Source organism: Gillisia hiemivivida, from assembly GCF_007997295.1.
GTDB lineage: Bacteria > Bacteroidota > Bacteroidia > Flavobacteriales > Flavobacteriaceae > Gillisia > Gillisia hiemivivida.
In genome coordinates this window covers 1-20593 of the sequence record NZ_VORY01000019.1, presented here as the reverse complement: position 1 = coordinate 20593, position 20593 = coordinate 1, and the positions used below count along the sequence as shown (strand labels likewise).

Below are 20593 nucleotides of genomic sequence, written 5' to 3'. Positions count from 1 at the left end.
AAAGTAATTAAAATTATCGCGTTAATTTTCCCCAATTAAGGCATGCTCATTGCAGAATGTTTTACCTTTGGAATTAGAGATATATAAAATGGCAGTAGATAAAAATCAAATTAAATTTTCTCGAGTAGATTCAGTAAAATTTTTCAAAACCCTAAATAAACGTGTAAACGCCTATTTTAAGGATAATAATATTCCCAAAACTGGAAATTGGAAACTACATTTAAAAACAATTGTAATGTTTTCCTTATTCCTTGCGCCTTACTTTTTAATTTTAAGTTTAGACATCTCGCAATGGTGGATGCTAGTTCTTACAATTATCATGGGAGCAGGAATGGCAGGTGTAGGAATGAATGTTATGCATGATGGAAATCATGGGTCTTATTCTTCTAAAAAATGGATAAATAATTTTATGGGAGGAACAATCTATGTTCTAGCCGGAAACGTTTATAACTGGCAGGTACAGCACAATGTTTTGCACCATACATATACAAATATTCATGGGCATGATGAAGATCTAGATGCTGGAAGGGTTATACGTTTTTCTAAACACTCCAAATGGCATAAAATCCATAAGTTTCAGCATTATTATTCCGTATTCCTTTATGGCTTACTAACATTTAATTGGGCTCTTACTACAGATTTTAAACAAACTAAGAATTATTTGGCTAGAAAACTTTCCTATGGAAAAATGCCATCACCAACAAAACAGTGGAGCATAATTGCTATCACAAAAATAATATACCTATCTGTTTGGATTGTAATTCCTATGCTTTTTGTTTCTATTGCTTGGTGGAAGATCTTAATTGGCTTTTTTGTAATGCATTATACAGCAGGTCTTATCTTAAGTATTGTTTTTCAACTTGCACATGTTGTAAAGGAAACCCAAATGCCCTTACCAGACGAAACTGGCTCTATGAAAAATACATGGGCGATCCATCAATTATTCACTACGGTAAATTTTGCCACCAAGAATAGATTGGTTAATTGGTTTACAGGCGGACTTAATCATCAGGTAGAGCATCATATCTTCCCTAATATAAGTCATATTCATTATACAAAAATTGCTGAAATCGTAAAACAAACTGCAAGGGAGTGTAATTTACCTTATAATGAATTCAAGACTACTCGAGGAGCGATTGCTGCTCACTTTAAATACTTAAAAGAAATGGGTGCTAAACCTCTTTCCGCTTAAAAAAATTTAATCTTCTATTTTATGCAAAAACATTTATCTGACCGTATTAATAATTTGGCAACATCTCAAACCTTGGCTATGGCAGCAAAAACCAGAGAACTGAGAGAGGAAGGGAAAGATATAATTGGATTAAGTCTAGGTGAGCCGGACTTCAATACACCCGATTTTATTAAAGATGCCGCAATTCAGGCAATCAATGATAATTATAATAGCTACACTCCTGTAGATGGTTATGTAGAGTTGAAGGACGCCATTATCACTAAATTTAAAAGAGATAACAATCTTACTTATAATAGAGCACAGATTGTAGTATCTACCGGTGCCAAACAATCCTTAGCAAATGCTGCTATGGTATTGCTGAATCCAGGAGATGAAGTCCTTTTACCATGCCCTTACTGGGTAAGCTATGCTGAAATAGTGAAACTTGCAGAAGGTGTCCCTGTAGAAGTTCCAACTACTGTAGAGAGTAATTTTAAAATTACGCCTCAGCAACTGAGAGATTCAATCACTCCTAAAACTAAAATGATCTGGTACAGTTCTCCTTGTAATCCAAGTGGAATGGTATATAGCAAGCAAGAGTTAAGAGCCTTGGCAGATGTACTTGTAGATTATCCAAATATTATTATTTTAAGTGATGAAATTTATGAACATATAAATTTTGTAGGTGAGCATGCGTCTATGGCAGATTTTCCTGATATGTATGATCGTACCGTCACTGTCAATGGAGTTTCTAAAGCCTTCGCCATGACAGGCTGGAGAATTGGTTACATTGGAGCACCAGAATGGATTGCAAGAGCTTGCAATAAAATGCAAGGACAAATTACAAGTGGTGCGAACTGTATTGCTCAACGAGCTGTAATTACAGCATTACTTGCTCCTGTGAGTGAAATTAAATTTATGGTAGACACCTTCAAGGAACGTCGTAAATTAATTATATCACTAATGGACACTATTAAAGGTTTTAAAACACCAGAACCTGAAGGTGCTTTTTATGTGTTTCCAAACATTTCTTATTTCTTCGGAAAAACATTAAAAGGTCATAAGATAAATAACGCAACAGATTTTTCTATGTTTCTGCTAGAAGAAGCATTAGTAGCAACGGTTACAGGAGATGCTTTTGGAAATCCAAATTGTATTCGAATATCCTATGCCGCAAGTGAAGATCAGATAACAGAAGCTTTAAAAAGAATTAAAGAAGCTGTTTCTTAAAGCTAAGAGTATATTAATCAAAAAAGCTCCATAGAAATACGGAGCTTTTTTTTACGTTTTATTTTTGTTGTTTTTATCTATTTCTCCAGAAAAATGGAGTTAATAATATTAAGACTGTAAACAATTCCAGTCTACCAATAAGCATCAAAAAAGCCGACCACCACTTTCCCGCAGCTGGTAAAATGTCATAATTATTAACAGGTCCAAGTCCTCCAAGTGCAGGGCCAATATTACCCAAAGAAGATGCCGCACCTCCAATTGCCGTCATAAAATCTATTCCCATAAAAGCAAATACCAAAGCTCCAATTATAAAGGATAACATATATAGAATAAAAAATCCAAGGATATTAAACACAATTTCCTGTTTTATAGATCTCTTATTATAACGAACCGGCAATATAGCATTTGGGTGCAGACTACGCTTAAATTCTGTGACTCCATTCCTTATTAAAATCAAGTGACGCATTACCTTTACCCCACCCGCAGTAGATCCCGCTGAGCCACCTAAAAACATTAACCCAAAGAACATTACAGTTAAAAATGGAGTCCATAATGTATAATCTGCACTAATAAATCCTGTAGTAGTAATGATCGTAAGTACCTGAAACAAGGAATGTCTAAAAGCACTTTCTCCCTCACCCCAAACCATTGGGTGAGCTATAGAAGATAGAGAAACATCTGCCTGATAATAAATAATCAATGAAGCAACAAAAGTACATGTAGCGATAAAGATGCAATACCATTTAAACTCATCGTCATGCAACACTTTCTGAAATTTCCCTTTAAAACTGAAATAACTCAAAACGAAATTAGAACCCGCCAAGAACATAAAAACTATAATTATATACTGAATAATGGGCTGGTTATTCCAATAGGCAAGGCTAGCATTTTTAGTTGAAAAACCTCCGGTAGAAAGCGTGCTCAAAGAATGATTAATTGCATCAAAGAAGCTCATCCCTGCTACCTTAAGTAATATTGTTTCGGCTACTGTATATAAGAAATAAATAAGCCATAATCTCTTTGCTGTATCGGTAATACGCGGCTTTAACTTATCGGCACTTGGACCTGGTGCTTCCGCAGAAAAAAGCTGCATCCCTCCTATACCTAATAATGGCAGGATCGCAATGGCTAACACAATAATCCCCATTCCCCCTATCCAATGTGTAAGGCTTCTCCAAAATAAAATTCCTTTTGGAATAGATTCAATATCCTTAATAATGGTTGCACCTGTAGTAGTATACCCAGACATTGTTTCGAAAAAAGCATTGGTGAAATCTGGGATTGCTTCAGAAAAAATATATGGTAGTGATCCACTTAAAGCCATAAAAATCCAGCCAAAAGTAACAACAATATATCCTTCTCTTTTTTTGATTTCTTTTCTATGCCCTCTCGTAAAAAACATGAGAACAGTTCCTACAAACATAGTAAGTAATGCAGCCGATGAGATTTGCATGGCAACTCCATCTTCATAATACCAACTTACAACTACAGCCAATAGCATAAACCCACCATTGCACAAAAGGAGTAACCCCATAATGTGCGAGATGATTTTATAATTCATTTTAGGCATTATAGAAAAAGTTTTTCGACTTTATTTATAGATCTTGGTAAGCAGCATACTACAATTCTATCGCCAGCGAGAATCATGAAATCTCCTAAAGCAATTATTCCTTCGCCATCACGGATAATTCCTCCAATAATTGCAGATCTAGGAAAATCTAAATCTTTTATTTTTTTGTCGCAAACTTCAGAAGTTTGCTTCACTATAAACTCTAATAATTCAGCATTCATATTATTGAGCTTGGTCATAGCTACCACTTCTCCTTTTCTTATAAATCTGAAAATATTATTTGCTGCTAAAAGTTTTTTATTAATTAGTGTATCTATCCCAATAGAATGGCTTAATTGAAAATAATCCATATTTTCTACCAAAGCAATAGTCTTTTTAACACTTTTCGATTTGGCTACAAGGCAAGACATGATGTTGGTTTCAGAATTACCTGTTACCGCTATAAAAGCATCCATATCATGAATATTCTCTTCTTCTAAAAGCTCTACATTTCTACCATCGCTATTTATAACCAAAGTATTAGGTAGCTCATCTGCAAGATCAAAGGCTTTTTCACGATTATTTTCTATCAATTTAACGTTGAAATTGTTTAAGGATAGATCTAAAGCTGTTTTCTTTCCGATTTTGCTTCCACCAAGAATCATTACATTTTTAATTGTTTGCTTTACCTTCCCTGTAAGCTTATAAAGCTCATCTACACCACTAGCAACAGTAATAAAATAAACTTGATCGCCTTCTTTAAACTGGGTATCTCCTCTTGGTATAAGCGTATATTGAGTTCCAAACCGCTGAATTGCAATTGGAACAAAGTGAAGTTGGGGGAAAATTTTAGCTGCTTCTTTCACTGTTTTACCTACAAAAGTAGCGGTTCTAGAAAGGCTAAGACCTATCATAGTTAAAGCGCCATCTTCAAATTCATAACTATCATCAAATGCAGATTGATTTAACAATAACGCAATCTCACGAGCGGCAAGTGCTTCTGGTGAAATTAGCTCATCTATTCCAAATTTATCAAATCCAATCTCCTTTTTATAATCTAAAAACTCAGTATTAGAAATACGGGCAATTGTACGTTTTGCTCCAAGTTGCTTTGCCAAAACACAAACCGTAATATTTGTAGCTTCACTAGAAGTCACACCAATCACAAGATCTACATTTTTTACTTGAGCTTCTTTTAAAATATGAATTGAAGTAGCATCACCTTTTAAAGTGCGTATATCCAGATGAGTATCTGCATATACTAAATTATTCCTATTATTATCTATAAGGGTAATATCTTGAGATTCGTAGGATAGGAGTTTTGCCAGATGAAATCCAACTTCTCCAGCTCCGGCAATAATAATCTTCATACTTGTATTCCAGTTATATGAAAAATCAAAGATAAGTTATTTTATACAACTGTTTTTAGGTAGTTTCTTAATAATTATACAATCTTATCAACTCTTTTATTGGATATCCCCTATCTTTGAATCAAATTTTTCTGATGGATAAAAAAGTAACGCCCTACAAAGATTCTTCGCTTAACAAAAAAGAGCAGGTAACTCAAATGTTTGATAATATTTCTGAAAATTACGACGGACTTAATCGTGTTATTTCTTTTGGTATAGATATTAAATGGCGCAAAAAAGTTGTTGACTTAATAAAGGAAAGAAATCCAGAAAATATTCTTGACATTGCTACTGGAACTGGAGATTTGGCTATTAACTTAGTAGAAACGGGCGCTAAAGATATAATTGGATTAGATATTTCTGAAGGAATGCTGGAAGTAGGAAGAAAAAAGATTGGAGCTAAGCATCTTTCTGAAAAAATAAAAATGGTTCAAGCAGATTCTGAAGCCCTTCCTTTCGAAGACGGAACTTTTGATGCTATTACTGTAGCATTTGGGGTTAGAAATTTTGAAAATTTAGAAAAAGGACTTTCAGAGATTTATCGGGTTTTAAAACCTAATGGAATTTTTGTAGTTTTGGAAACCTCTGTACCTACCAAATTCCCCTACAAACAAGGTTATAAATTTTATTCCTCGAAATTGTTACCAGTGATTGGAAAATTATTTTCGAAGGACAAAGCAGCCTACTCTTATTTAAGTGAAAGTGCAGCAGTTTTTCCATATGGAGCAAAGTTCAACAATATTTTAAGTAAAATTGGGTTTATAGATATAGATGATAAACCTCAAACATTTGGTGTCGCAACTATATACACTGCTTCTAAATAATTATATGAAAAAAATTGTTGCCATTTTAGGGCTTTGTTTGTTCTGTGCTCAAGCGAATGCCCAGTTCTTTTCAGGAGAAAGCATTATTAATCAAGAAAACATAGACAACAAGAGATGGTCTTGGGGATACTACTTGGGCTTTAATACCTACGATTTTGATTTTGATTATAAAAAATATAATCCGAGTCCTGTTTTAGGAAAAGATTTTGATATTGAACAAACAATTGGGTTTAATGTGGGTTTAGTTGGAAGCTTAAAACTAAACCATAATTTCGATCTTCGTTTAGAACCTGGTGTCACCTTTAATACCCGAAATTTTCAAGTTACAAAAGCCGATCAAAATACTATCCGGGAGATCAATTCAACCTATGTACATATCCCTTTATTGATTAAATTTTCTGCGGACAGACTCAACAATTTTAGGCCATTTGTATTAGCAGGGGCTTCTACTTCATTAAATTTATCTAGTAACGAAAATAATCCAGATGATAATAGTGTTGGCCAGTTTAGAATGAAAACCAATACATTTTATTATGAATTTGGTGTTGGGTTAGATCTATATTTGCCATATTTCAAATTTTCACCTTCGCTAAGAGGAGTGTTTGCTATAAATGATGAATTGGTTAGAGATGCAGATCCAAATAGTATATATACAGGTAATGTGGAACAAATGAGAACGAGAGGTATATTTTTAAATTTTACTTTTCAATAATTTTCCTTCCGTCTAAATTCACTTAATAAAATAGCAGTTGCTGTTGCAACATTTAAACTCTCTGTGTTTTTTACATTGCTGAATTGAGGAATATTAATTTTCTTTTCCACTAACTTCTCAATGCCTTCTGAAATCCCCTTGGCCTCATTTCCTAAAATAAGAATAGAGTCTTTAGGTATTTCTGAAACAAATAAATTCTCACCTTCAAGAAAAGTTCCTGCTTTAAGATGGGAATTATTTTCCTTCAAAAATAATGGCAAGTCTACATAATCAATCTTTACTCGTGTAATACTTCCCATGCTAGCTTGAACCACTTTAGAATTGTAACAATCTACTGTATCTAAAGAACACAACAAGGTTTGCACCCCGAACCAATCACAAAGTCTAATTATAGTTCCCAAATTTCCTGGATCCCTTACCCCGTCTAAAGCAATAACCAATCCGTCTAATTTTATTTCAGTTTGAACTGGAATTTCAAAAACAGCCAAACCTATTTGCGCGGTTTTTAATCGGCTTATTTTCTTTAATTCAGCTTCAGATATTAGATGCGTTTTGTCTTGAGGGGCGTTAAAAATATCTTGTGTAGTAAAGAGAGAATGCAATTCGAAATTTGATCCTAAAACCTCCTCAATTCCTTTTTTTCCTTCAACAACAAACAGACCCATTTTGGTTCGATGTTTTTTTTGCTCAAGACTTGTTATTAACTTAATTTGGCTTTTGCTAACCATGCAATTAATGTATTTTTGAATCCTTAATTCAGCTTTATTGAAACGCTATCCTGCAAAAATATCGTTATTATTTTTAACCTTGGCATTTTTCATTTCTTGTGATGCTGTAAAAAGAGTTAAAAACGACGAATTACTACTTACGGAAAACACCATTTTTCTTAATGGTGAAAAAATCAAGGAATCTAGAATTTACAACCAAGTATACCAGGAGCCTAATGCAAAGCTATTAGGCTCACCAATAAAGCTTCATTTTTATAATCTTGCTAAAAAAAATCCAGATTCAGTTTTCCAAAATTGGCTTCAGAAAAAACCAAATAGAATTAAGCGATTAGAGAATATTTATTCTCAAAAACAGGTGAATAACATTGAAGAATCATACGTAGGCCTAAATAATTGGATCAAAAAAACAGGAGAAGCACCTGTAATTATAGAAGAAGAATTAACCAAAAAATCTAAAAACAGACTTCAAGCTTGGTATTTTAATAATGGATGGTTTGATGCTGAAATAGATTATGAGATAAAACCTCAAGAAAACAAAAGAGGAGAAATAGATTATTTTGTCACTTCCTATGAGCCCTATATTGTAGATTCCATCAATCAAAGAATCGGTTCTGTAGTAATAGATTCCATTTACAATGCATATTCAGCCAGTTCCTTAATCACTTCGGGCGTACAATATAAAACCTTGGATTTTAATGCGGAAAGGGATCGATTGTCCAGATTATTCAGAAATAATGGTGTTTACTATTTCGATCAAGAATATATAAGTTTTGAGGCTGATACTGTAGGAACTAAACATAAGGTAAATGCCACAGTTATAATTAATAACAGACAAGTTACTCAAGGGGATACCACAGCAAGGGTCCCTTTTAAAATACACACCATAAGTAAAGTAAATGTATTTACAGATTACACTTTTAATAACCGTTATAAACCTGTAACCGATAGCGCTAACTATAAAGGCTATAATATTTATAGTTTTGATGAGCTTGAATATAAACCTCGTGCTATTACAGATGCCATTTTTATAAAACCTGGAGAGATTTTTAAAGATACAGACAGAACCCGAACTTATAACAGAATGAGTTCATTACGAGTATTTAAATATCCTAATATTGAATACTCATTAGATCCTACTGATACCACAAACACCGATTTGATAGCAAATATCTTTTTGAGTCCGCAGCCTAAATATTCCTTAGGATTCGATTTTGATATTTCTCAAAGTAATATCCAAGATTTTGGAGTCGGCTTTGGAGGTTCGCTTTTAATACGAAATGTTTTTAAGGGTGCCGAAAATTTTGAAATTTCAGCTAGAGGAAGTGTTGGATCTTCTTCAGATGCTGCTAGAGGAAGCTCGCAGGATCAGTTCTTCAATATTTCTGAAATTGGTGCAGATATCAAGCTTATTTTTCCCCGGATTTTCATGCCTTTTAATACAGAGAAATTTATTCCAAAGTACATGTCTCCGTTTACAACATTAAGTTTAGGAATTAGCACGCAGAATAATATAGGATTAGACAAACGTAACTTAAACGGTATTCTAAATTACAAATGGAATCCTTCGAAGATACTTTCACATAAACTAGATCTTTTGAACATTCAATATGTTCGAAATTTAAATACAGACAATTATTTTAATGTATATCAGAATTCCTATAATAACCTAAATGAAATTGTTCAATCAGGAGATGTAGTTACAAACCCGAGCTATATTAATGAAAACGGGAGATTAATTATTCCTACTGGTGCAGAAAATTTTATTAGTGATGTAATCCAAAACGATCCTAATACCTCTGGGGTTTCAACAGATCAAAGACAATTAGTTAATAATATAAGCGAGCGCAAAAATAGACTAACAGAAAATAATTTGATTTTTGGATCAAATTTCACTTATGTAAGTAACAACAAAGAGAATTTGTATGACGATGATTTTTCGCGATTTCGGTTTAAGATTGAAACTGCAGGAAATTTTCTAGCTGCTTTTTCAAGTCTAACAGGGGCAAAAAAAGATGATCAGGGTAGATACGATGTCTTGGGAGTAAATTATTCACAATACGTTAAAACTGAAATAGACTATATAAAACATTGGGATTGGGGAAACAAAAATATTTTTGCAATAAGAGCATTTTCAGGTATTGCCATTCCTTATGGAAACGCGAATAGTATACCATTTATTAGAAGTTTTTTCGCAGGAGGACCTAATGATAACAGAGCTTGGCAAGCCTATGACCTGGGCCCAGGTAGTACTGGAGGAAAAAACGAATTTAATGAAGCTAATTTAAAATTGGCGTTTAATGCAGAGTATAGATATAATCTTTTTGGAGCCTTAAATAGTGCATTTTTTATAGATGTTGGAAACATCTGGAATGTGCTGGATATCGTGGAAGATCCTGCCGCCACTTTCACTTCTTTATCAGATCTTAAAGATATTGCGATTGGTTCTGGAGCTGGCTTGAGATACGATTTCAATTTTTTCGTTTTGCGATTCGATGTTGGTCTTAAAACTTATGATCCGTCAAGAGCTCTGGGTGCTAGATGGTTTAAAGATTACAATCTATCCCATGCTGTTTATAACGTAGGCATCAATTATCCGTTCTAAACAAACTAATTTTCTTATTTTTGTAAATCTTAATTTAAACTATTTGATATGAGTCATAATATAAAACCAGGGGTTGCTACTGGAAAGGAAGTGCAGGAAATTTTTAAGTATGCAAAAGAAAAAGGATTTGCTCTTCCCGCAGTAAATGTGGTTGGTTCTAGCACCATAAATGCCGTTATGGAAACTGCAGCAGATCTAAACTCTCCGGTTATTATTCAGTTCTCAAATGGAGGTTCACAGTTTAATGCAGGGAAAGGACTTTCTAATGAAAATCAAAAAGCAGCTATTGCTGGTGGGGTTGCAGGAGCTTTACACATCCACGAGCTTGCAAAGGCCTATGGAGCAACCGTGATCTTACATACAGATCATTGCGCTAAAAAATTATTGCCTTGGATAGATGGACTTTTGGATGCAGGAGAGAAATTTTTCAAGGAGCATGGAAAACCATTGTACAGTTCTCATATGATTGATCTTTCTGAAGAATCTTTAGAAGAGAACATCGAGATCTGCAAAACGTACTTAGAGAGAATGAGTAAGATGGGAATGACCCTTGAAATTGAATTAGGGATCACAGGAGGTGAAGAAGATGGAGTGGACAACACCGATGTAGATGATTCTAAATTATACACACAACCCGAAGAAGTAGCTTATGCTTTTGAAGAGCTGAGCAAAGTGAGTGATCAATTTACTATTGCTGCAGCCTTTGGAAATGTGCATGGAGTTTACAAACCAGGGAATGTAAAACTAACTCCAAAAATTCTTAAGAATTCTCAAGAATATCTAAGTAAGAAGCATGGATTAGGAGATAATCATATAGATTTTGTTTTTCACGGTGGAAGTGGATCTTCCGTAGAAGAAATTAGAGAAGCTATTGGTTATGGAGTTATAAAAATGAATATTGACACCGATCTTCAATATGCGTATGCTGAAGGAATTCGTGATTATATGGGAGACAAAAAAGAATATTTGAAAGCCCAAATCGGAAATCCTGACGGAGCAGAAGTGCCTAATAAGAAATATTACGACCCAAGAGTTTGGTTACGTTCCGGAGAAGTCACTTTTAAGAATAGACTTAAACAAGCATTTGAAGACCTTAATAACGTAAATACACTTTAATAAAACGAAAACTGAAATAATTAATAATTATTTCAGTTTTTTAATTAGAACATAAATTATGGCTTGGTTTAAAAGAACACAAAAAGGAATTCAAACTGCCACTGAAGACAAGAAAGATGTACCAAAAGGTTTATGGTATAAATCACCTACAGGGAAGATAGTAGATGCGGACCAATTAGAGAAAAATTTCTATGTAAGCCCAGAAGATGGATATCATGTTAGAATTGGAAGCAAAGAATATTTCAAAATTCTTTTTGACGACAACAAATTCAAAGAGCTTGATAAAAATATAGAATCTAAAGATCCATTAAAATTTACGGACACTAAAAAATATACCGAGAGATTAAAAGCTGCGCAAGAAAAAACTGGACTTACAGATGCTGTAAGAACCGCAGTTGGAAAGTCTAAAGGTAATGAACTAGTAGTTGCCTGTATGGACTTTAGTTTTATAGGGGGATCTATGGGTTCTGTAGTAGGTGAAAAAATTGCCCGAGCAGCAAATCACGCCTTAATAAATAATATTCCATTCATGATCATCTCGAAATCTGGAGGTGCAAGAATGATGGAAGCTGCTTTATCTTTAATGCAAATGGCAAAAACATCTGTGAAATTAGCTCAATTGGCAGATGCTAATATTCCTTATATTTCTTTATGTACAGATCCAACTACAGGAGGAACTACAGCCTCTTTCGCAATGTTAGGAGATATTAATATTTCTGAACCCGGAGCGCTTATTGGATTTGCAGGACCAAGAATTGTAAAAGATACCACAGGGCAAGATCTACCAAAGGATTTTCAGACTGCAGAGTATCTAAAAGATCATGGGTTTTTGGACTTCATTACCCCAAGATCTGAATTAAAAGATAGAGTGAATTTATATTTGGACTTAATTTTAAATCAGCCAGTTAGAAGTTAAATTAGGATGTTTTAGTAATTCCAATTGCTTGATTAATAAATGATTTCACTTCTATAACTTTTAATAAAAATATAGTATATTTGCGGCTTGACAGAAATACTGTCTGTACATAAAAATCATTAAAATTAATATTGGAATGTATTTAACTAAGGAAGAAAAGCAAGAGCTTTTTAAAAAGCATGGAAATAGTGCCAAAAACACTGGATCCGCAGAAGGTCAAATCGCATTATTCACACAACGTATTTCACACCTTTCTGGACATTTAAAAACAAATCGTAAAGATTATAATACTGAGCGATCTCTTGTAAGATTGGTAGGGAAAAGAAGAAATCTACTTGATTATTTAATGAAGAAAGATATCTTAAGATACCGTGCTATCGTAAAAGAATTAGGATTAAGAAAATAATTTTCAAGGGAGCTTTATGCTCCCTTTTTTTTATTCGTATTAACATAACTTCTCACTGTCTTTAGAATTATTTTAAAATTTTACTCTTAGCAAAGTCGAAGAGTAGTTTTTCATTGGTCACACAACAACCACACAACAACACAACTTGTTCGTCCAGAAAGACGAAGACCATTGTATAACACACGATTTGCATTCATGCAAATTGGAATTGAAAAAAAACAATATGATACCAAAAGTTTTTAAAGAGGTTATCGATCTTGGGGATGGTAGAGAAATTTCTATCGAAACCGGAAAATTAGCAAAACAGGCACACGGATCCGTAGTGGTTCAGTCTGGAAAATGTATGATGCTTTGCACTGTAGTTTCTAACTACGAGCAAAAGGATTTGCCATTCTTACCATTAACGGTAGATTACCGTGAAAAATTTGCAGCAGCAGGACGTTACCCAGGTGGTTTCTTTAAAAGAGAAGCACGCCCTAGTGATGGTGAAGTTTTAACAATGCGTTTAGTGGATCGTGTACTACGTCCATTATTCCCGAAAGATTACAGCGCTGAAACACAAGTAATGATTCAGTTAATGTCTCATGATGAAGACGTGATGCCAGATGCTATGGCAGGTCTTGCCGCTTCTGCAGCAATCCAATTATCAGATTTCCCTTTTGAATGTGCTATCTCTGAAGCAAGAGTAGGACGTGTAAATGGTGAGTTTGTAATCAACCCAACTAGAGCACAGTTAGCAGAATCTGACATTGATATGATGATTGGAGCTTCGGCTGATTCTGTGATGATGGTGGAAGGTGAAATGGACGAAATTTCTGAAGAGGAAATGACAGAAGCCATTAAGTTCGCCCATGAAGCTATAAAACTTCAGATTGAGGCACAACACCGTTTAGCTGATGCATTCGGAAGAAAAGAAGTACGTGAGTATGACCGCGCTGTTGAAAATGAAAGTTTAGCGAAGAAAGTTCATGACATGGCTTATGATAAAGTCTATGCTGTTGCAAAAGCTGGTTCTTCTAAGCAAGAACGTACAACCGCATTCGCTAACATTAAAGACGAAGTAAAAGCATCATTCTCTGAAGAGGAATTAGAAGAATATGGTGGCTTAGTCTCTGACTACTATCGCAAAGCTGAAAAAGCTGCAGTTCGTGACCTTACACTTAACGAAGGCTTACGTTTAGACGGTCGTAAGACTGACGAAGTACGTGATATCTGGTGTGAGATTGATTATTTACCTTCTGTTCACGGATCTGCAATCTTCACACGTGGAGAAACTCAGGCGTTGGCTACAGTAACTTTAGGGACTTCTAGAGAGGCAAATAAAATTGATATGCCATCTTATGAGGGAGAAGAGAGTTTCTATCTTCACTATAACTTCCCTCCTTTCTGTACAGGTGAAGCACGACCTATTCGTGGAACATCTCGTAGAGAAGTTGGTCACGGTAACTTGGCTCAACGCGGATTAAAAGGAATGGTACCAGATGATTGTCCTTACACAGTACGTATAGTTTCTGAAGTTCTAGAATCCAACGGTTCTTCTTCTATGGCAACTGTTTGCGCTGGAACAATGGCAATGATGGATGCAGGGATACAGATGAAGAAACCAGTTTCTGGGATTGCAATGGGATTAATTTCTGATGCTAAATCTGGAAAATATGCTGTATTATCTGATATTCTTGGTGATGAAGATCACTTGGGAGATATGGACTTTAAAGTAACTGGAACGGCAGATGGAATTACCGCTTGCCAGATGGATATTAAAGTTAAAGGATTAGGTTACGAGATTCTTGTGAGTGCATTAAAGCAAGCAAGAGAAGGTCGTTTACACATTCTTGAGAAATTGACTGACACTATCGCTAAGCCTAGAGAAGATGTGAAAGAATATGCTCCAAAAATGGTTTCCGTTCGTATTAAAAATGAATTTATTGGTGCATTAATTGGGCCAGGAGGAAAAGTTATTCAAGAACTTCAAAAAGAAACTGGATGTACCATCGTTATTAACGAAGATCCAGTAACCGAAGAAGGTATTGTTGAAATTTTGGGAACAGGACGAGAAGGAATCGATAAAGTCTTAGCGAAGATTGATTCTATAACCTTTAAGCCAGAAGTGGGATCTGTATATGAAGTAAAAGTAATCAAGATGTTAGATTTTGGTGCTGTTGTTGAATATTTGGATGCACCAGGAAACGAGGTATTATTACACGTATCTGAGTTAGCTTGGGAACGTACAGAAAACGTAAGTGATGTTGTAAACATGGGTGATAAGTTTGATGTAAAATACTTTGGCCTAGACAAACGTACGCGTAAAGATAAAGTTTCTCGTAAGGCCCTGATGGACAAGCCAGAAGGTTATGTTGCACCTAAGCCAAGAGAAAATAACGACAGAGGTCGTGATAACAGAGGATCTAGAGATTCCAGAGGACGCGATGATAGAGATCGCAAGCCTAGAGAAAATAGAGATTAAGCTGTTTGAATACTAGTTTAAAGAGGTCGATTGAAAAATCGGCCTCTTTTTTTGTGCAAATTTTTAAATAAATGTATTTGCGTTAGGGATTGCAGCGAAAAGCCCGCAGCGACCAAAGGGAGTGAGGCCTTGGAGCGAAAAGCCCGACCGCGAAATCCATTTTTTATGGATTGAGGGGGAGCGCCCAAAAAGAATTAGTAGGACTTTTGTAACATTTTAATGAATTCTTACGTATAAACTAATACAAGAGCTATTCACAATTAAAAATCCAGGGAGAAGATAGATGAGACAACTTAAAATTACGAAGCAGGTAACTAACAGAGAAACCGCTTCGCTAGATAAGTATTTGCAAGAAATTGGTAAAGTAGACTTAATTACTGCTGAAGAAGAGGTAGAATTAGCACAAAAAATTAAAGCGGGTGATGACCGTGCACTAGAGAAATTAACAAAAGCTAACTTGCGTTTTGTGGTTTCGGTAGCAAAGCAATATCAAAATCAGGGATTAACTCTTCCCGATCTTATTAACGAAGGAAATTTAGGATTAATTAAAGCTGCGAAACGTTTTGATGAAACTCGTGGTTTTAAATTTATATCCTACGCAGTATGGTGGATTAGACAATCTATCCTGCAAGCATTGGCAGAGCAATCTCGTATTGTACGTTTGCCATTGAATAAAATTGGTTCTATAAACAAGATCAATAAAACATTTGCTTTTCTTGAACAATCTCATGAGCGCCCACCAAGTGCTGAAGAAATTGCAAAGGAATTGGATATGACTATTAATGACGTGAAGGAATCTATGAAAAATTCTGGCCGTCACGTATCTATGGACGCTCCTTTGGTAGAAGGTGAAGACTCTAACCTGTATGACGTTTTACGTTCTGGGGAGTCTCCTAATCCGGATAGAGAATTATTACATGAATCTCTTAGAACAGAAATAGAACGCGCTTTAGAAACGCTTACTCCTCGTGAGGCCGATGTTATTAGATTGTATTTTGGTCTTGGTGATCAACACCCAATGACATTAGAAGAAATAGGAGAAACATTTGATCTTACTCGTGAGAGAGTTAGACAAATTAAAGAGAAAGCTATTAGAAGATTAAAACATACTTCTAGAAGCAAAATCTTAAAAACATACTTGGGATAAATTTCCCATAACGATGACAACAGTATACCCGATTCTTATCGGGATAACTGTTCGTTTTTTGATTGATGAATAACCTCGGAGTGATGACCGGGGTTTTTTCATTTTATGATTTCTAATAATATTATATAAATTATAAGCTTAGCTTTCAAATAGGTTGTATTTAATTAATTAGATTGCTTTTTTTATTAATTTTCTTTTCCCAACCTATATGCTCAAATTATGCGTTATGCAATTAGCTATGTAAGTTCTGTAAATTCCAATCTTACTGAAGATGATATTCTGAAAGTACTTAAATACACGAGGAACTGGAACAACGAGCATGGTATCACCGGAATACTTCTATATTCTGATGGAAATTTTTTCCAGGTACTCGAAGGTGAAAAAGAAATTCTAAAATCTCTGTTATCACGGATCATTAAGGATAAAAGACATACTAATGTTATGGTGATTTTCGAAAAAGAAGGATCCGAAACTAAATTTGACGACTATCAATCAGATTTCATTTCCTTAGATACTCGCTTTCAGTCTGAAAATATAGAAATGTATTTATCTCAAATTGAAAAACTGAATCCCAAAATTCAGAGTTCTGTGCGTTATATTTTAAACAATTTTGCCGAGGGTATCAAGTAATTATAATACTGTTTTAGTTTGGAAATTAATTCCAAACTATACTTATGAAAAATACATTTTTAATTCCTTCAGTTCCAGAAGCCGATTTTGCCAAATTCCATCAAGATTGAGAAATGATAAATAAGACTGAAGTTTCTTGGTTTCACATGGATAGCATAGATAAGCTGGTTCTTCTCATTTTTTCTGACATCAAGTATTAGCAGAAAACAGAAGGTTCAAGCACACACTTCTAGAAGTGAAATTTTAAAACTTAACTGGAATAATCTCCCATTGAGATGATAACAGGATAATCTATATCTCTATCAGAATAACGGTTTTTGATTGATGAATTAACCCAGAGTATTGAATGAGAGTTATTTTTTTAAGAATTCTTTAATATCTAAACCTCAATCTACCGCTTTTATTTTTCTTAAATTATACTCTCACTAAATAATAAACAGATGAGATACGCTATAGTCTATGTAAGTACAGCCTCTAAAGACTTGGAGAAAAAAGAAATTGAAAGAATTTTGAATTCAAGTAAAACTTGGAATAACGAAAATGACGTAACCGGTCTTTTGCTTTTTTCTGAGGGTAATTTTTTTCAAATTATAGAAGGTGAAAAAAAGAAAATTTCTGAACTATTTGAGGATATAAAAAAAGATAAGCGCCATCATGATATCATACAGATATTTGGAAAAGATATTCATAAAGAGGCCTATGATGGATACGCTTCTGATTTTGTTTTAGATTCTGCTGATTATGACCAAGAGAAATTTCAACATTATTTAAATCAGACAAAGGTTTTGGAGAAGAGTGCTCAAATAGCAGTAGAAAATATATTGAAGGTTTTTTTACCTATTTAGAAAGAGGGAACCTATTTTTCTTGCTATTTTTGTGCGCACTATAACGACAACCAATACTTATGAGCTCAAAATTAATTGCCCCTTCTGTATTAGCAGCCGACTTTGGAAATTTACAAAGAGACCTTGAAATGATCAATAAAAGTGAAGCTGACTGGTTTCATATTGATATTATGGATGGTGTTTTTGTTCCAAATATTTCTTACGGGATGCCCATCTTAAAGGCTATCACAAAACACGCAAAGAAAACTATAGATGTTCACTTAATGATAGTAGATCCTGACAGATACATCAAAGAATTTGCTGAGCTTGGATCTGATATCCTAACGGTACATTATGAAGCATGCACGCATCTTCATAGAACAATTCAGGCTATTAAAGCTGAAGGAATGAAAGCGGGTGTTGCTCTAAATCCTCATACTAATGTAGATTTATTGAAAGATACCATTAAAGATATCGACCTAGTTCTTATAATGAGCGTTAACCCGGGATTTGGTGGTCAGAGTTTTATTGAAAACACTTATAATAAAGTGAAACAATTAAAAACGATCATTGAAAATGCCGGTGCCAAAACACTTATTGAAGTTGATGGTGGAGTGACTGATAAAAATGCAGCAAAACTTACCAAAGCTGGAGCAGATGTTCTGGTTGCTGGAAGCTATGTGTTTAAAGCTTCTAACCAAATAGAAACAATTAAAGGACTTAAGGAAATTGCAAATTCATAAAACATTAGACATAATTATCATTGGAGGAGGTCCAATTGGAATTGCTTGTGCACTGGAAGCTAAAAAACATGGACTAAGCTATGTTATTTTAGAAAAAGGATGCTTGGTAAATTCCATTTATCACTACCCTACTAATATGACATTCTTTTCTACTTCTGAAAAATTAGAATTAGACAATATACCTTTTATAAGCACCAATCCAAAGCCGCATAAAGCTGAAGCTCTAGAATACTATCGAAGGATCACGACTTCCAATGAATTGAATATTCATTTATTTGAAAAAGTGAATTCTGTAGAAACCTTGGAAAATAAGCTTCACAAAGTAACAACCACAAAAGCTTCTTATACATCCAAAAATATAATTGTTGCCACAGGCTTTTATGACATTCCAAATTATTTAAATATTCTCGGAGAAGATCTCCCAAAAGTGAGTCATTATTACAACGACCCTCATTACTATGCAACTCAAAAAACCATTGTAGTGGGTGCTAGTAATTCTGCAGTAGATGCCGCCTTGGAGATCTACCGTAAAGGAGGAGATGTTACTATGGTAGTACGAGAAAAAACTATAGGGGAGCGAGTAAAATATTGGGTGAGACCAGATATAATAAATCGTGTAGAAGAAGGTAGTGTAAAGGCATATTTCTCTTCGGCAATAAAAGAAATTACCGAAAAAGATGTTCTTATTAATACCCCAGACGGACAAATAAGAATAGAAAATGATTTTGTCGTGTTGCTCACAGGATATCGTCCAAACTTTGAGTTTTTAAAATCAATGGGGATATCCCTCTCTCCAGACGAAAAAAGAATTCCAACCTATAATGAAAACACGATGGAAACCAATATTCCCGGGATTTATCTGGCGGGAGTAATTTGTGGAGGAATGGAAACTCATAAGTGGTTTATAGAGAATTCCAGAATTCATGCAAAAATGATCCTTGACGACATTGCGAAAACAAATCAAGAACCTCGGGGCAATGAGGTATATTCCGATGGTTCGGGAGTGAAATAACTTCAAAATTTCAATGAATCCCGACAACTATCAGTACGGGGAATTTAACCCTCAATAAGGGATTAAAAAAGAGAGAAACTCAAATTTAAGTTTCTCTCTTTTTTAATTGTTTTTATTTTGTTATTTACAATACCACAACTTCAACATCACTATGGTTATATTTTCTTTTATTCAATAATTTTCCATAAAAAGCAAAATCATCATTTTCATATTTAAAAGAATTATCTAACCATTTATTCGATTTTTCAATTGGAAAAGAGAAAATCTCTATTACTGGATAATGAGAATCGGTTACAGTTGTATCTTCCACCCCAATTTCTATTGCTTTCTCTTCCTTATTAAAAGACACATACTTTGCTAGAAAATTATACTTAATTAGATCTATAAAGTCTTCAGGTAATTCTTCACATTCAATGCAATCTTTCAAATAATCTTCAACAATTACTTTCATAGCATCTTCAATTTCGAACTTGTTGTAGTAGGTTGTCATAGATTATAAATTTTGATTTAGAAGATAAATTTACTTTAATCCCTTAAACATCAATTCATTTTATAGAAGGTTTAACGCAAGTTACTAATATTATCAAAAATCGAATGCCTCAGTTTTAGGCTGAAGCATTTGAAAAACAGGTTGGTTATTTAGTTATTTCACAATGATTCGCTTAGTAAGCAAATGATCCCTTTTCTATTGATGTTTTCAAGGTATTAAACTATCAATAAATTTCTTCTCAGGGTTTTCTTTATAATTTCCAAAAGCCTTCATCTATATGGCCGACAATGTAAAATGCAGTTCTAACAACACATGGATAATATTTGCAAATAAAATGATAATTGAAAAATAGCAGAGCAATTAATTTAGCTGTGAATTAAACTACTAGCATTTTGACTAGTTCTTCATAAACTTGGCTAGCTTAAATTGATAGTAATCATTAAAATGCCAGTAGTAGGTTGGCAATTAATTCAATACTAATGTTAATAAAAAGGGATCAATCTCAAAAGTTGTGTGTGAATTGAAAATGTAGTTCGATATTTGCCAAAAAAAGAGGTTTGGATAACTACCTAGATTTAATTAAGCTTGTATTGCCACAATTCTTAGTGGATCATTTTGAT

Annotated in this window: 18 protein-coding genes; 14 read left to right on the top strand and 4 right to left on the bottom strand. The window is 34.2% G+C overall.

Annotated elements, in window-relative coordinates; translation table 11 throughout:
* Nucleotides 1-88: 88 nt before the first annotated feature.
* Nucleotides 89-1192, top strand: a complete 1104-nt coding sequence (locus ES724_RS13225) for a fatty acid desaturase family protein (RefSeq protein WP_146933721.1) — start codon at nt 89-91, stop codon at nt 1190-1192.
* Nucleotides 1193-1213: 21 nt separating this feature from the next.
* Nucleotides 1214-2401, top strand: a complete 1188-nt coding sequence (locus tag ES724_RS13220) for a pyridoxal phosphate-dependent aminotransferase (protein ID WP_146933664.1) — start codon at nt 1214-1216, stop codon at nt 2399-2401.
* Between the two features lie 73 nt (nt 2402-2474).
* Here ES724_RS13220 and ES724_RS13215 read toward each other — a convergent pair whose 3' ends face one another.
* Nucleotides 2475-3971, bottom strand: a complete 1497-nt coding sequence (locus ES724_RS13215) for a TrkH family potassium uptake protein (protein WP_146933662.1) — start codon at nt 3969-3971, stop codon at nt 2475-2477.
* A complete protein-coding gene (gene trkA / locus ES724_RS13210; protein ID WP_146933660.1) occupies nt 3971-5320 on the bottom strand; it encodes a Trk system potassium transporter TrkA in 1350 nt (449 codons plus the stop codon). Before trkA ends, ES724_RS13215 begins: the two co-directional genes overlap by 1 nt.
* A gap of 134 nt (nt 5321-5454) precedes the next feature.
* Here trkA and ubiE point away from each other — a divergent pair, with 134 nt between their 5' ends.
* Together ubiE and porT are read left to right on the top strand one after the other, a co-directional pair.
* Nucleotides 5455-6183 (top strand): bifunctional demethylmenaquinone methyltransferase/2-methoxy-6-polyprenyl-1,4-benzoquinol methylase UbiE, encoded by a 729-nt coding sequence (gene ubiE / locus ES724_RS13205; protein WP_146933658.1) that lies wholly within the window; start codon nt 5455-5457, stop codon nt 6181-6183.
* Between the two features lie 4 nt (nt 6184-6187).
* Nucleotides 6188-6895 (top strand): type IX secretion/gliding motility protein PorT/SprT, encoded by a 708-nt coding sequence (gene porT / locus ES724_RS13200; RefSeq protein ID WP_146933657.1) that lies wholly within the window; start codon nt 6188-6190, stop codon nt 6893-6895.
* Here the strand turns inward: porT and ES724_RS13195 are convergent.
* Nucleotides 6889-7623 carry a TrmH family RNA methyltransferase gene (locus ES724_RS13195; RefSeq protein WP_146933655.1) on the bottom strand — a complete coding sequence of 245 codons (735 nt, stop codon included), beginning with the start codon at nt 7621-7623 and terminating at the stop codon, nt 6889-6891. The genes porT and ES724_RS13195 overlap by 7 nt on opposite strands.
* 37 nt (nt 7624-7660) lie before the next feature.
* Here ES724_RS13195 and tamL point away from each other — a divergent pair, with 37 nt between their 5' ends.
* The 10 genes from tamL to ES724_RS13145 all read left to right on the top strand — a co-directional run bounded on the left by tamL (nt 7661) and on the right by ES724_RS13145 (nt 19483).
* Nucleotides 7661-10225 (top strand): translocation and assembly module lipoprotein TamL, encoded by a 2565-nt coding sequence (gene tamL / locus ES724_RS13190; protein WP_146933653.1) that lies wholly within the window; start codon nt 7661-7663, stop codon nt 10223-10225.
* Nucleotides 10226-10273: 48 nt separating this feature from the next.
* A complete protein-coding gene (gene fbaA, locus ES724_RS13185; RefSeq protein ID WP_146933651.1) occupies nt 10274-11341 on the top strand; it encodes a class II fructose-bisphosphate aldolase in 1068 nt (355 codons plus the stop codon).
* Nucleotides 11342-11399: 58 nt separating this feature from the next.
* Nucleotides 11400-12257: an acetyl-CoA carboxylase, carboxyltransferase subunit beta gene (gene accD / locus ES724_RS13180; protein ID WP_146933649.1), complete on the top strand. Its 858-nt coding sequence runs from the start codon at nt 11400-11402 to the stop codon at nt 12255-12257.
* A gap of 136 nt (nt 12258-12393) precedes the next feature.
* Nucleotides 12394-12663: a 30S ribosomal protein S15 gene (gene rpsO, locus ES724_RS13175; RefSeq protein ID WP_146933647.1), complete on the top strand. Its 270-nt coding sequence runs from the start codon at nt 12394-12396 to the stop codon at nt 12661-12663.
* Nucleotides 12664-12886: 223 nt separating this feature from the next.
* Nucleotides 12887-15127 carry a polyribonucleotide nucleotidyltransferase gene (locus ES724_RS13170; RefSeq protein ID WP_146933645.1) on the top strand — a complete coding sequence of 747 codons (2241 nt, stop codon included), beginning with the start codon at nt 12887-12889 and terminating at the stop codon, nt 15125-15127.
* Between the two features lie 283 nt (nt 15128-15410).
* Entirely contained in the window at nt 15411-16274 is an 864-nt protein-coding gene (locus ES724_RS13165) for a sigma-70 family RNA polymerase sigma factor (protein ID WP_010230640.1), read from the top strand.
* 219 nt (nt 16275-16493) lie between these two features.
* Entirely contained in the window at nt 16494-16904 is a 411-nt protein-coding gene (locus ES724_RS13160; protein WP_146933643.1) for a BLUF domain-containing protein, read from the top strand.
* A 440-nt stretch (nt 16905-17344) separates the two neighbouring features.
* The gene (locus ES724_RS13155) at nt 17345-17749 is read left to right on the top strand and encodes a BLUF domain-containing protein (protein ID WP_146933641.1); all 405 of its coding nucleotides are present in this window, start codon (nt 17345-17347) and stop codon (nt 17747-17749) included.
* 59 nt (nt 17750-17808) lie between these two features.
* Nucleotides 17809-18471, top strand: coding sequence for a ribulose-phosphate 3-epimerase (gene rpe, locus ES724_RS13150; RefSeq protein ID WP_146933639.1), 663 nt, complete (start codon nt 17809-17811; stop codon nt 18469-18471).
* Nucleotides 18458-19483, top strand: coding sequence for a YpdA family putative bacillithiol disulfide reductase (locus ES724_RS13145; protein WP_146933637.1), 1026 nt, complete (start codon nt 18458-18460; stop codon nt 19481-19483). The genes rpe and ES724_RS13145 overlap by 14 nt, the downstream gene beginning before the upstream one ends.
* 124 nt (nt 19484-19607) lie before the next feature.
* Here ES724_RS13145 and ES724_RS13140 read toward each other — a convergent pair whose 3' ends face one another.
* A complete protein-coding gene (locus tag ES724_RS13140; protein WP_146933635.1) occupies nt 19608-19973 on the bottom strand; it encodes a hypothetical protein in 366 nt (121 codons plus the stop codon).
* Nucleotides 19974-20593 lie beyond the last annotated feature (620 nt).